Raw genomic sequence first — 13544 nt, 5'->3', positions numbered from 1 at the left:
TTTGCTGAAAATTTTTTCTCTTGAAACCAAAACTTTTTCTAATCACACCGCCTTTTACCCTGCTGTATATTGTGTTTTGACAATAATGCTTAACCGAAAACATTTGTGATTTTTATCTCTTCAAACTAAAATGACCTCTAAATTCTTTGCCGTTTTTTTGTGTAACCGTAAACCAATAATCGGTTGCGGGAAGAGTTTGGCCAAGATAGGTACCATCCCAAGCTCCATTTTGGTTTAATTCTTTGATGAATTTTCCATAACGATCAAAAATTCTGATTCCTGCGTTTGGAGCTAAGTAAGCAAAATCAATTGTCCAGCTATCATTATATCCATCATTATTTGGTGTAAAAAACTTTGGATAGGGAAGTCCTTCAGCTAAACTGATGCAATCTCCAGCGTTAGCTTTGAGTATGTCGACGGTAATAGGTATTCTGTCGCTTTCACAATTGTCTGAGGTTTGTGAAGCATAATATGTAATTCCGTCTGCAAGCAGGGTTGATGTTGTCAAACTTACCAAAGAAGTGCTGCTTTCGTACCATTTTATATTTTCTCCAATAATATTAATGTTGCTGATTTTTGTATTTTTTTGGATACAGAATGTCTGTGGAGAATCAGCAGTAGGACTTTGAGTGTCTTGTATTTTTACGATAATTGGAAATCTGCCGCTTTCGCAATTGTTAAGTGTCTGCGTGGTATAATAGGTGCCATTCTGCAGGAGTATAGTTGACGATAAAAGATTTCCATTCGCTACAGCATCATACCATTTAACAGCTGTTCCAATAATATTCAGATTGGCAATTGTTGCATTATTATCAATACAAAACTGCTGACTGCTGTTTCCTGTAGGCGCAGGAGTATCATTTAACTGAATTAAAATTGGAGTTCTGTCACTTTCGCATCCAATTGTCTGCGAGGCAAAATAGGTTTTATTGTTTTCTAATAAAGCTGTATTTGGCAAAACAGTTGTCGAAGTATTGCTGTCGTACCATTTTATATTTTGACCTGATGTTTGGATATCACTAAGATTCGCATTCTCTTTTTTGCAAAATGCCTGATTTGCATTCCCTGCTGGTGCAGAAGGTGTGTTAATAATTGAAACTGTTACTCCAAATCTAGGGCTTTCGCAATTATTTACAGTTTGTGAAGCATAGTAGGTTTTTCCATTGGATAAAGGAGAGGAATCAGTCAAAAGATTTCCAAGAATTGAGCTGTCATACCATCTTATGGCTGTACCAACTATTACAAGATTGCTCAAAGTAGGGTTCTGGCTGGTACAAAAAGATTGTTTTGCATCTCCTGTTGGAGCCAGTGTGCTGTGGATAGTAACCGTAACCGATGTTCTTTCACTTTCGCAGCCATTAATAGTTTGTGAAGCATAATAAGTTGATCCGTTTGTTAGTAAAGAATTCCCCTGTAAAGAATTCCCCTTTGTAATAGAATCATACCATTTTATTGAAATACCTGTTGAAATGATAATGTCGTTTAAAATTTTGTTTTGGTCTGTACAAAAAGTTTGTGGAGATGTAATAATAGGTAATGGTTGGGCAGAAATAATTACTTTTTGATTTTGAGAAATACTATTACCATTCCCATCGCTATAATTCCAAATCACAGTATAGGTGCCTGGCATATTATAAGAAATTGAGCTTGCAGTTGTTGCTGTAATCATCCCTGCACATGCATCTGTAGCTGTTGGGATTGTGGTTATTAAGGTGTGACAATCACCTGTGATATCAGGAAGATTTAATAAAGTAGGGATTGGTGGCTGTGAGTCCCCTATAAAAACTTTTACAGGAGTTCTGGTACTTTCGCAACCACCCGAATTTTGTGAGGCATAATAAATTTCACCATCAACTAATGCAGTAGTGCTGGGTAAAGTATTGCCTCCTGATGAAGCATTGTACCAAGTTAAATTTGTACCACTAGTAATAGTTAGATCTGACAAAGTTTGATTGTTTGCAGTGCAAAAAAAATGAGGAGATGAGATTACAGGTGCTAGATTTTCTGTAGTAGTGTAGCTGGCACTCGCATCTTTTAAATTAGACCAATTGGCATTAGAATATGCTGTATCATCTACTGATATACATAAAAGATTAGGATTGGATTTAAATGATGAATTAGGCTTATACAGATCTATACTATTGTAACGTAAATTTGAATTGTTTCCATTTTTAAGATTTAAACTGATTAACAAATTATTTGTACAATCTAAAAAAACCAATTTTATATTTTTGGAAACATCTAAAGTAGTTAAAGAGTTGTAAATACAATTTAATCCAATTAAATTAATGTTTTTAGAAAGGTCTAAATTAATTAATTTGCTAAAAGCACAAGATAAAAATTCTAAATTGATATTTTTAGTAACATCAAGATTAGTGAATTGATTATATCCAGCATATAAAATCTTTAATTTTAAATTATTGGACACGTCTAAAGTTTTTAAATTATAATTAAAATCACAAAAAAAAAGAACTAAATTAAGATTATTAGAGACATCTAAAGTTGTAAATTTATTATTGCTACATTCAAAATCAGACAAGTTCACATTTTTAGAAATATCTAAACCTGATAATAAATTATTACTGCAATTTAAAGTTGTTAATGCTAAATTTTTAGACATATTTAAACTTGTTAATTCGTTGTTACTACAGTCTAGATCTTGCAATTCTAAAAAATCCTGAATCCCTGTCAAATCTTTTATTTTGTTGTAGTAATCATTCGGCTTAGAAATATTCAAAATTTTTATTTTATCGATGCTGGCAGTCAAAACTTTTCCATCAGGAATCCCATTATCAATGCCTTGAGAAATCAACGTTTTTTCAAAATTGATATCGGGTATTAAAGTGTATTGGGAATAAATAGAGAATGATAAAAGATAGAAAATAAGAATAAATGCTTTTTTCATTATAATATTTCAGGTATTATATTAAAAGTTTATTTAAAAAATTTATAGGTAGACAAATGTAATTAAATGTTTATAAAAAAAACTAAAATTCCGTTTCTAAAGCATAAAAAACACTCCTAAAATCTTTTCCTGAAAAGTCTCCAAATATCCCTTATTTTTGCTGAAAATTTTTTCTCTTGAAACCAAAACTTTTTCTAATCACACCGCCTTTTACACAGCTGAATACTCCGTATCCTGCAACTGCGTATATAAAAGGTTTTTTGAATACCAAAAATATTGAATCCGTTCAGGCGGATTTGGGTATTGATGTGATTTTAAAATTATTTTCAAAAGAAGGATTGCAAAATTTGTTTGCTAACAGCCAACAGCCAACAACCGACAACTGCAAACGAATACTAGCTTTACAGGACGAATACATCAAAACGATTGATTCGGTTATTGCTTTTTTGCAGGGAAAAAATCCAACTTTGGCACTTCAAATTTGTCAGGAGGATTTCTTGCCCGAAGCATCTCGTTTTGCTCAGTTGGAAGAATTGGATTGGGCTTTTGGAACAATGGGGACACAGGACAAGGCTAAACATTTGGCAACATTGTATCTCGAAGATATTTCCGATTTTATTGTAGAATGTATTGATGATAATTTTGGCTTCAGCCGATATGCGGAACGTTTAGGCCGAAGCGCTAATTCTTTTGATGAATTGTATCAAGCTTTGCAAAAGGAGCCAACATATATTGACACTATTCTGCTTTCAATTTTAAAAGAAAAAATAGAAAATATTCAGCCGAATTTGTTTTTAATTTCGGTTCCTTTTCCTGGGAATTTATATTCGGCTTTCCGCTCTGCGCAATGGGTGAAAAAGCATCATCCAGATATTAAAATTTCGATGGGCGGCGGTTTCCCAAATACCGAACTGCGTTCATTATCTGACGCAAGAGTTTTTGAGTTTTTTGATTATATCACTTTGGATGATGGCGAAACTCCAATCGAGTTGTTATGCAATTTGGTATCGAATCCCCCTCTTTTGGAGGGGTTAAGGGAGGTTAAAAGAACTTTTCTGCTGGAAGACGGGAAAGTAGTTTATAAAAATAATTCCAGTCAGCACGATTATAAACAATCGCAGGTGGGAACTCCCGATTATTCGGATCTGCTTTTGGACAAATACATTTCGGTTATTGAAATTGTTAATCCGATGCATCGAATGTGGAGTGACGGACGCTGGAATAAACTCACAATGGCGCATGGCTGTTATTGGGGAAAATGTACTTTCTGCGACATTTCTCTGGATTATATAAAAGTGTACGAACCTGTTGCGGCAAGTTTATTGTGTGACCGAATGGAGGAAATGATTGCACAGACAGGTGAAACCGGTTTTCATTTTGTAGACGAAGCAGCACCGCCTGCTTTGATGCGTGCTTTGGCTCTTGAAATCCTTCGCCGGAAATTATCGGTTACCTGGTGGACAAATATTCGTTTTGAAAAAAGTTTTACGGCCGATTTATGTCTGCTGCTAAAAGCTTCGGGCTGTATTGCAGTTTCAGGCGGACTCGAAGTAGCTTCGGACCGATTATTAAAACTAATTGACAAAGGCGTAACGGTGGAGCAGGTTGCGAAAGTTACCCGAAATTTTACCGAAGCCGGTATAATGGTACACGCTTATCTGATGTATGGCTACCCTACACAGACAGTTCAGGAAACGGTGGACAGCCTCGAAATGGTGCGCCAGTTGTTTGAAGCAGGAGTGCTGCAGTCGGGATTTTGGCATCAGTTTGCCATGACAGCTCACAGTCCGGTGGGAATGTTTCCAGAGCAGTTTGGAGCAGTAAAAGAAACAGAAGACATTGGAACTTTTGCCAACAACGATATACAATTTATAGATTCTACAGGAATCGATCACGATAAATTCAGTTTCGGACTTAAGAAATCGCTGTTTAATTACATGCACGGAATCTGTTTTGACTATGAACTGCAGGACTGGTTCGATTTCAAAATTCCGAAAACAAAAATTGGCTCCGACTTTATTTTTGATGCACTGCAGGAAGAAGCTGATTTTAATATAAAGCCTACCGCCAAAATCGTATGGCTGGGAGGAAAACCGTCTGCTGAAACATTTACCAAATCCAAAAAAGGAAACAGCTGGGAAATGCTGGCTTTGACTTTTCATGACAAAAAACAAAGCTTCACTATTCAGACCAGCAAAGCTGAAGGGGAATGGCTTGCCGAAATGCTTCAGAAACTATCGGTTTCGAATGCTAAAACCTATTCTTTTCAGGAAGTAAAAAACGATTTTGAAATCCAATTGGAAGATTTCGAACTATTTTGGTACTCCAAACCAGTGAATGTTTTACGGGAGTTTGGATTATTAGTTTTGTAATTTCTCTTAGAGCCTGTTTAAATTTTATTTTTGAGATTTATTATTAGAGGATTTTTGAGTGAAACAAGGCAAATTTTTATAAAATAGCAGAGCTATTGTATGAAAATTTAACGAAGTTGTAACCAAAAATCATCATAAGAGAGCCAATAAATAAAACTTAAACAGGCTCTTAATTTTATTCTTTATATTAGTGCTTGATTATTGAGCCATTTTTAAAGATATTGATTTCGATTAAGGCTATATTTTGTTTTGAATTTCTTTGTTGAATGAAATCATTCCTTTTGTTATTTTCTGTGTTATTATACTGCAGTCCAATGGTTTTGGTTTTTAAGTTCGATTTTCTTCTTTGGAATAGGCAAAACGAAAACGTTATAGTTTTCTGAAAGCGATAAAAAAAGGATAATTTTATGTTGCTGTAAGTCAGTGTATTGTAATATTATACATCTGCACAGTCAAAAAAAACGCATTTAAACTATAAAAACGTGCATTCAACGATTTTAATTTTTATTGCGTTCGTAAGTTGTTCTCTTTGCAAATTGAAATTTATTTGTTTTTTGTAAAAATAAATAAAACTTATAGCTAAAGATTAAAACTGTCCCCCAAATCATAAAATTAATCATAGAATGTCCAAAAAGATTACTTGTATTTTTATTGCTTTTCTTGGGCTTTTCAATTTATCTTATGCTCAGTCTTCAGTTGCTCATGAAATAGGCGGTTTTTTTGGGCCTAGTGTTATGAAATCGGATTACGGACAAAGAAATGATGATCCTTCTACTTATCGGAATACTGGTTTTGCAATTGGTTTTATACATTATCTGAATTTTTCATCCAACTCAATGAGCAGTGCTTATTTTAAAGAACATTTTAAAGTACGTTCCGAATTATCTTTTAATCAGACCGAATTGAATCATTTTGGGAAATGGACAGAAAATGGTAATAGCATTGGTAAACGGCAGTTAAGAGCAATGGAAGGGAAATCATCTATTTTAAATCTGGGTGCGCAGCTAGAATATTTTCCATTTAGAAGAATCCACGATTTTGAATATACAGTAGGCTCTTTTTCTCCTTATCTTAGTTTAGGGCTTCAATGTAATTTCTACAATGTAAAATCTTCTTCATCGATGGGAGAATTGGGAACTGTGGCAGCAACCTTCCCAAAATATTTAATTCCTTCGGATGGACATTCTTATGGTTTTTCTACCGAAAGCAGCAGTACTTGGTCAATTGTGTCAGGTGTAGGTTCTCGTTACAAATTAACTCCCCTATCGGATTTACTTGTTGAATTTCGCCTTCAGTATTTTGGTTCCGACTGGGTGGACGGATTAAATCCTAATAAACAAATTTTTACCGAAAACAAATATAACGACTGGCAGGTCGGGTTAACTTTTGGTTACATTTTTTATCTGGACTGATTTATTATTATTATCGGCCTCCGTTTTATACATTAGATTACTCAAAATCTGAATGCATGAGCATGTTCTAAATAATGTATAAAATTCATCAATATCTTTTTTAATATGGCTCACGCAAAGAAATCCGTTCTGAACTTTGCGCCTCTGGGTCTTTGCTTAGAATGAATTCAAACCTAATTTAATGAGATTGTGAATCCAAATAATCCTTTTAACTAATTGATATATTAGGTTATAACTTTTTTAGTGAATTTGTTTTTTTGTAAACTCAAACGATTTCTTTCCTATTTTTACTAAACTAAAATAAATAGGAATGAGTTCAAATTACAAAGTAACCGTTAATGATGCTTTCCATTTTGATTTTGAAAAAGAAAGCGTTTCTCAGCTCGATTCAATACCTGCAGGGGTAAATAAATTTCATATCCTGCATCAAAATTCGCCTTATAAAGCTGAAATCGTCTCATCGGATTTTAATCACAAACGCTTTACAGTGAAGGTAAATAATACCAATTATACTGTTGTAATTTCAAATCCGCTGGATATTTTGATTAAAGAAATGGGGTTTGAGGCTGGATCGGCGAAGCAGGTTAATGCGATTAAAGCTCCCATGCCGGGACTGATTTTGGAAATCAATGCTGTTGTCGGACAGTCCGTAAAAGAAAATGACAATCTAATTATTCTAAGTGCCATGAAAATGGAGAACAGTTTTCTTTCGCCCCGTGACGGTGTGATTAAATCTATTTTCGTAAAGACTGGAGATGCTGTGGAAAAAGGGCAGTTATTAATTGACTTTGAGTAAAATGAGAAGCAAGAGGCAAGAAAATGGCATAAGAGTTTTATCTTGATTCTAGCAGCACAGCGGTCTTTTCTCTTTTATCTATAAAAAAATATGAAAAAAATACTAGTTGCTAATAGAGGTGAAATCGCTATCAGGGTGATGAAAACCGCACAGAAAATGGGTATTAAAACAGCAGCAGTTTATTCGGCTGCCGACAGGAATTCTCCGCATGTAAAATTTGCTGATGAAGCGGTTTGTATTGGTGAAGCGCCTTCAAGCCAATCGTATTTGCTGGGACACAAAATTATAGAAGCTGCCAAGTCTCTGAACGCTGATGCCATTCATCCCGGATATGGTTTTCTAAGTGAAAATGCTGATTTTGCAGAAGAAGCCGAAAAAAGCAACTTAATTTTTATTGGTCCAAAATCACATGCAATAAAAATTATGGGAAGTAAACTGGCAGCAAAAGATGCTGTTAAAGAATATAATATTCCAATGGTTCCGGGCATAGACGAAGCAATTACTGATATCGAAAAAGCAAAGCAGGCAGCCACAGCAATTGGTTTTCCTATCTTGATTAAAGCTTCGGCTGGCGGTGGCGGAAAAGGAATGCGTGTGGTAGAAACCGAAGCCGATTTTGAGTCTCAAATGAACCGGGCCATAAGTGAAGCTGTTGCAGCGTTTGGCGACGGCTCCGTTTTTATTGAAAAATATGTGGCCTCTCCAAGGCATATTGAAATTCAGGTGATGGCAGACAGTCATGGTACTATTTTATATTTTTTTGAAAGAGAGTGCAGTATTCAGCGACGCCATCAAAAAGTGGTGGAAGAAGCACCGTCTTCAGTTTTGACTCCCGAACTGCGCAGGAAAATGGGAGAAGCAGCTGTTTTGGTGGCTAAGTCCTGTGATTACATAGGAGCTGGAACTGTTGAATTTTTATTGGATGAAAATAATAATTTCTATTTCCTCGAAATGAATACCCGTCTGCAGGTGGAGCATCCCGTTACGGAACTGATTACAGGCACCGATTTGGTCGAACTGCAGATCAGAGTCGCAAGGGGAGAAGCATTGCCAATTAAGCAAGACGATTTACAAATAAAGGGGCATGCTCTTGAACTGCGTGTTTATGCCGAAGATCCGCTGAATGATTTCCTGCCGAGTGTTGGTCATCTTGATGTGTATCAATTGCCTGTTGGCGAAGGGATCCGTGTAGATAATGGTTTTGAGCAGGGTATGGATATTCCGATTTATTATGATCCGATGCTCGCCAAATTAATCACTTACGGACATACGCGGGAAGAAGCACTACAGCTGATGATTAAAGCTATTGAAAATTACAAAGTAGAAGGCGTGCAGACAACTTTGCCTTTCGGGAAATTTGTTTTTGAGCACGAAGCTTTCCGTTCAGGAAAATTTGATACTCATTTTGTCAAGGAATATTACAATGCCGATTTGCTGAAAAATCAAATGGCACAGGAAGCCGAAATTGCAGCTTTGGTTGCCTTGAAACAGTATTTTGAAGACCAAAAAATAATACGATTGCCAAATTGAAAATTGATTTGAACCATTAAGATAATAAGTCTCATTAAGAAAGCAAGACTTAATTTTCTTAATATCTTAATGGTGAAAAAAACATTTGGCTTTAGCCAAAAAGAAAAGAATTAATAAAAACTTACGGTTGAAAAAAGATATGCAGGACAAAATAAAAATACTCAGCGATAAAATTGCTCAGGCTCATTTGGGCGGAGGAAAAAAGCGTATTGAAAAACAGCACAGCAGTAAAAAACTAACCGCAAGGGAACGCATCGATTATTTGATGGATGAAGGTTCTTTTGAAGAAATCGGGATGCTGGTGACACACCGCACCACCGATTTTGGCATGGAAAACGAAATGTACTACGGCGACGGAGTTATAACAGGATACGGAACCATTAACGGAAGATTGGTGTATGTTTTCGCACAGGACTTTACGGTTTTTGGAGGTTCATTATCCGAAACCCATGCCGAGAAAATCTGCAAAATTATGGATATGGCCGTAAAAGTAGGTGCTCCAATGATTGGGCTGAACGATTCGGGAGGCGCGCGTATACAGGAAGGCGTTCGTTCGCTGGGCGGCTATGCCGATATTTTTTACAGAAACGTACAGGCGAGCGGCGTGATTCCGCAGATATCTGCCATTATGGGACCCTGCGCAGGAGGAGCGGTTTATTCTCCTGCGATTACCGATTTTACGATTATGGTCGAAGAAACCAGTTATATGTTTGTTACCGGACCGAATGTGGTGAAAACCGTGACCAACGAATCCGTGACTTCGGAGGAATTGGGAGGTGCGAGTACGCATTCTACCAAGTCGGGAGTGGCACACCGCACAGCTGTGAATGGCGTGGTTTGTCTGGAAGATATCAAAAGACTGCTGAGTTATCTGCCTCAAAATAACAAAGAAAAACCCCGCAGTCTGCCGTATGAACTCAAAGATGAAATACGTGAACAATTAACGAGTATTATTCCGGACAACCCGAATAAACCTTACGACATGCACTGTGTGATTACAGGGATTATTGACGAAGATTCATTTTTTGAAATTCATAAAAATTATGCCGAAAATATCATTGTCGGGTTTGCCCGGTTGGGAGGCCGAAGCATTGGAATCGTAGCCAATCAGCCGATGTTTTTGGCAGGCTGTCTGGATGTGAAAAGTTCGAAAAAAGCAGCGCGTTTTACCCGTTTTTGCGATGCGTTTAATATTCCGCTGCTTGTATTGGTCGATGTACCGGGCTTTTTGCCGGGAACCGATCAAGAGTGGAACGGAATTATTGTTCACGGAGCAAAACTGCTTTACGCTTTAAGCGAAGCAACTGTGCCGAGAGTTACCGTGATTACCCGAAAGGCCTACGGAGGTGCTTATGATGTGATGAACTCTAAACACATTGGTGCCGACATGAATTTTGCCTGGCCAACTGCCGAAATTGCTGTAATGGGAGCCAAAGGCGCTTCGGAAATTATTTTTAAGAAAGAAATTCAGGATGCCGAAGATCACGAAGCCAAACTCCTAGAAAAAGAAGCCGAATATGCCGATTTGTTTGCGAATCCGTACACGGCAGCGCAGCGCGGTTTTGTGGATGAGGTGATTTTGCCACAAGATACAAGACGCAAACTGATAAAAGCTTTTGCCATGCTGGAAAATAAAGTAAGTGTGACTCCTGATAGAAAGCATGGGAATATTCCTTTGTAAAATTTTAAAAAAATAGATTTCAAAATTGAAAAGCTATTTTAGTTTTTAATATTGATTAAAGTTTGTTTTAGAGCCAATATTTTATATTTTAGTATAAATGAAATCTTATAAGATTAGATAAATAAAAGATTTACAGCTAATGAAATTAAATATAACACAAACAATTTTAGTTCTATTTATTATTTTATCATCATTAAACGTTGATGCAAAAAAGATGGATTTCCCCTTAGAAGTAGTGGCAGGAAGTGCAGAAATAATCGTTATTGGAGAAATTTATGCGGTACAAAATAATTCATACACATTTAAGATCAAGGAAACTTTAAAAGGGAAAAAATATAATTTGATATCTGTAGAAATGTTCGAAGAGTGGATTTGTGATACTAGAATAGAGAAAGCGGTAAAAGGACAAAAACTTTGTTTATTTTTAAAGAAAAAAAAATCTAGTTGGGAAATTATAAATGGAAGTGCTGGTGAACTCTTTATTTCTGGAAATTCAATTTATTTAGGAGGTGAAGATTCAATAATATTGGTAAATCATAAAATTGCCCGAAACAGTATTTTTTTAGACCAATTTAAAAATGCTATAAGCGATTTTTGCAAATGTTATCAATTCATAGGAGAATTCGACTATTTCAGTGGTAAACCTCAATACTTTATACAAACATGCAGCGACTTACAAATATCAAACTTTAAAAGCAAAAATAAATTTTCAATATGGCTATTTGAAAAAATGGAACGATATTCAATACAGAAAATGATATTCATTGACTATAACAGTGTTATTAAGCCATTGTTAGGTTTTAGTTATGCCGGGTGAGATTTAAAGAAAAAGATGATTTTTTTCAACGAGAATAGCTATCCCACAAAAAACCGAAACCCAATCCCATGTAAATTCTCAATCGCAATTCCTTTTTCGTTAACCAAAATTTTGCGCAGGCGGGAAATAAAAACATCGAGACTGCGTCCCATAAAATAATCATCGTCACCCCAAAGAGAAGTTAGAATCTGTTCCCGCTTTAAAACCACATTTTTATTGTCAAGGAATAGTTTTAAGAGATCCGCTTCGCGCTGGGTGAGAGATATTTTTTCTGTTTCATTGAAAAGGGTGAAATTTTTAGTGTCAAATTGGTATTTTCCAATTTCATATATTGATTTTTCAATTGCAGTATTCTTACTGGAACGTCTTAGGAATATTTCAATTTTAAGCAGTAATTCTTCAATGCTGAAAGGCTTCACGAGATAATCATCAGCACCCAAACGGAGACCTTTTATGCGGTCTTCTTTTAAGGTTTTTGCCGAAAGGAAAATAATAGGAACTTCAGTATTGAGTTTTCTGATTTCGGCAGCCAATTCAAAACCGTCCATTTTTGGCATCATTATATCCAAAATGCAGATATCGAAAGAATCTTTTTTAAAAGCTTCCAAACCAGATTTTCCATCCTCACAATGTGTCACTTCATAATGGTTTTGTTCCAGATTATCTTTGGTCAGGAATGCCAAGGTCGCATCGTCTTCGGTGTATAATATTCGATAAGTACTCATTTAGTTTTGGGAATTAATAGTGAAAAGGTACAGCCTTTTTCGGGATTGCATTTTACTGAAATTTTCCAATTGTGTAAATCACAAACTTTTTTTGAATAATACAAACCTAATCCAAAACCAGTTACTTCATTACTTTTTTGGCTTGGAATTCTGTAGAATTTATCAAAGACAAAGACAATGTTTTTGGACGAAATTCCAATGCCGTTATCTATAAAATTGACCTGTAAATTCTTTCCTGATTTTGAAATAGCGATAGTGATTTCGGGTTTGTTATCGCTGTATTTTATGGCGTTATCCAGCAGATTGTAAGCCAGATTGGTAAAATGAAATTCATCAGCTTCGATGCTGGCAGCTTCTAAATCGGTTTTAATTTTTATTTGAGATTCGGGATGTTTCAGTTGTATGTTTTCAATTACTGATTCTAAAATTGGCAGAGCATCCAGAGTTTTTTTGTTTAAAATTAATGGACTGTTATCAGATTTTGCAATGCTTAGAATCTTCTCAATATGCTGATTTAGTTTGTTGCTTTGATCAATAATAATATGAGTGTATTTTTCCAGTTTTTCATCCTGCCTGATTGGATCCTGTTTGTAGAGATAATTAGATGCAATCAGTATGGAAGATAATGGAGTTTTGAATTCGTGTGTCATATTATTAATGAAATCACGCTGCAGATCAGAGTATTTTTTTTGCTGTAAAAGCGTAAAAATAGAATACACATAGACCAATAAAATAATGATTAATGCAATCGAAAGTACAAACCAGAAACGCAGTGAACTGAAGAGATAACCGGTTTGGTTGGGAAATCGGACAGCAAAATAATAAACAAAATTTTTATGTTTGGGGAAATGTACAGAATGTTTGGTCTGCTTTTTTTCAGATAGTGAAATGTAGTTTCCATACACCATTTCCTCGCTTTGACAGTTGTACATCGCATATTCAAAATCCGTGGTGATATTCATTTTTCTGAATTCGGAAATGAGATAAAATTCTAAAATCTCCGGTTCAAAATCGTTATCAACATTTACAATATAATAATCGTTAGAAATTTTTTGCACAGGGTTTTTGCCGGGAAGCTCCAGATTAGTCCCGCGGTACAATTTTTTGGCAGCTTCCAGTAAGGCAATATGTGCTTTCTGACTGAACTTTTTATCTTCACTATTAAAGGCTTCCCTTGTCCAAAGCAGCTGGGCTATCAGGATTCCTATAATTGCAATTAAGCCAATCAGGATGCTGCCATTGAGTTTAGTCAGTTTCATGATGTAATATTAATCAAAATTCGGCTGTGTTTTCTGCATTAACAAGT

Annotated in this window: 9 protein-coding genes; 6 read left to right on the top strand and 3 right to left on the bottom strand. The window is 35.7% G+C overall.

Annotated elements, in window-relative coordinates:
* Positions 1-112: 112 nt before the first annotated feature.
* Positions 113-2905, bottom strand: a complete 2793-nt coding sequence (locus IRZ80_RS15995) for a T9SS type B sorting domain-containing protein (protein ID WP_194642579.1) — start codon at positions 2903-2905, stop codon at positions 113-115.
* Positions 2906-3081: 176 nt separating this feature from the next.
* Here IRZ80_RS15995 and IRZ80_RS15990 point away from each other — a divergent pair, with 176 nt between their 5' ends.
* From IRZ80_RS15990 to IRZ80_RS15965, 6 genes are all read left to right on the top strand, one after another.
* Complete coding sequence (locus IRZ80_RS15990; protein WP_194642578.1) at positions 3082-5277, top strand: B12-binding domain-containing radical SAM protein; 2196 nt, start codon at positions 3082-3084, stop codon at positions 5275-5277.
* 623 nt (positions 5278-5900) lie between these two features.
* Positions 5901-6689 carry a THC0290_0291 family protein gene (locus tag IRZ80_RS15985; protein ID WP_194642577.1) on the top strand — a complete coding sequence of 263 codons (789 nt, stop codon included), beginning with the start codon at positions 5901-5903 and terminating at the stop codon, positions 6687-6689.
* Between the two features lie 310 nt (positions 6690-6999).
* Positions 7000-7485, top strand: coding sequence for an acetyl-CoA carboxylase biotin carboxyl carrier protein subunit (locus tag IRZ80_RS15980; RefSeq protein WP_194642576.1), 486 nt, complete (start codon positions 7000-7002; stop codon positions 7483-7485).
* Between the two features lie 90 nt (positions 7486-7575).
* Positions 7576-9015, top strand: coding sequence for an acetyl-CoA carboxylase biotin carboxylase subunit (accC, locus tag IRZ80_RS15975; RefSeq protein ID WP_194642575.1), 1440 nt, complete (start codon positions 7576-7578; stop codon positions 9013-9015).
* A 139-nt stretch (positions 9016-9154) separates the two neighbouring features.
* On the top strand, positions 9155-10696 hold the full coding sequence (locus IRZ80_RS15970; RefSeq protein ID WP_194642593.1) for an acyl-CoA carboxylase subunit beta: 1542 nt from the start codon (positions 9155-9157) through the stop codon (positions 10694-10696).
* Positions 10697-10835: 139 nt separating this feature from the next.
* Positions 10836-11513 (top strand): hypothetical protein, encoded by a 678-nt coding sequence (locus tag IRZ80_RS15965; protein WP_194642574.1) that lies wholly within the window; start codon positions 10836-10838, stop codon positions 11511-11513.
* A 38-nt stretch (positions 11514-11551) separates the two neighbouring features.
* Here IRZ80_RS15965 and IRZ80_RS15960 read toward each other — a convergent pair whose 3' ends face one another.
* Positions 11552-12238 (bottom strand): response regulator transcription factor, encoded by a 687-nt coding sequence (locus tag IRZ80_RS15960; RefSeq protein ID WP_194642573.1) that lies wholly within the window; start codon positions 12236-12238, stop codon positions 11552-11554.
* On the bottom strand, positions 12235-13497 hold the full coding sequence (locus IRZ80_RS15955; protein WP_194642572.1) for a sensor histidine kinase: 1263 nt from the start codon (positions 13495-13497) through the stop codon (positions 12235-12237). Before IRZ80_RS15955 ends, IRZ80_RS15960 begins: the two co-directional genes overlap by 4 nt.
* Positions 13498-13544: the final 47 nt, after the last annotated feature.

The sequence above is a fragment of the Flavobacterium sp. HJJ genome (assembly GCF_015351475.1).
GTDB classification, from domain to species: domain Bacteria; phylum Bacteroidota; class Bacteroidia; order Flavobacteriales; family Flavobacteriaceae; genus Flavobacterium; species Flavobacterium marginilacus.
The sequence above is the reverse complement of the archived record's forward strand: the minus strand, read 5'-3'. Positions and strand labels throughout refer to the sequence as shown.

Excerpts from the sequence above, each read along its gene's own strand:
- IRZ80_RS15970 (WP_194642593.1), top strand. The coding sequence starts at position 9,155 with ATGCAGGACAAAATAAAAATACTCAGCGATAAAATTGCTCAGGCTCAT.
- IRZ80_RS15995 (WP_194642579.1), bottom strand. The coding sequence starts at position 2,905 with ATGAAAAAAGCATTTATTCTTATTTTCTATCTTTTATCATTCTCTATT.
- IRZ80_RS15985 (WP_194642577.1), top strand. The coding sequence starts at position 5,901 with ATGTCCAAAAAGATTACTTGTATTTTTATTGCTTTTCTTGGGCTTTTC.
- IRZ80_RS15980 (WP_194642576.1), top strand. The coding sequence starts at position 7,000 with ATGAGTTCAAATTACAAAGTAACCGTTAATGATGCTTTCCATTTTGAT.
- IRZ80_RS15955 (WP_194642572.1), bottom strand. The coding sequence starts at position 13,497 with ATGAAACTGACTAAACTCAATGGCAGCATCCTGATTGGCTTAATTGCA.
- IRZ80_RS15960 (WP_194642573.1), bottom strand. The coding sequence starts at position 12,238 with ATGAGTACTTATCGAATATTATACACCGAAGACGATGCGACCTTGGCA.
- IRZ80_RS15965 (WP_194642574.1), top strand. The coding sequence starts at position 10,836 with ATGAAATTAAATATAACACAAACAATTTTAGTTCTATTTATTATTTTA.
- accC (WP_194642575.1), top strand. The coding sequence starts at position 7,576 with ATGAAAAAAATACTAGTTGCTAATAGAGGTGAAATCGCTATCAGGGTG.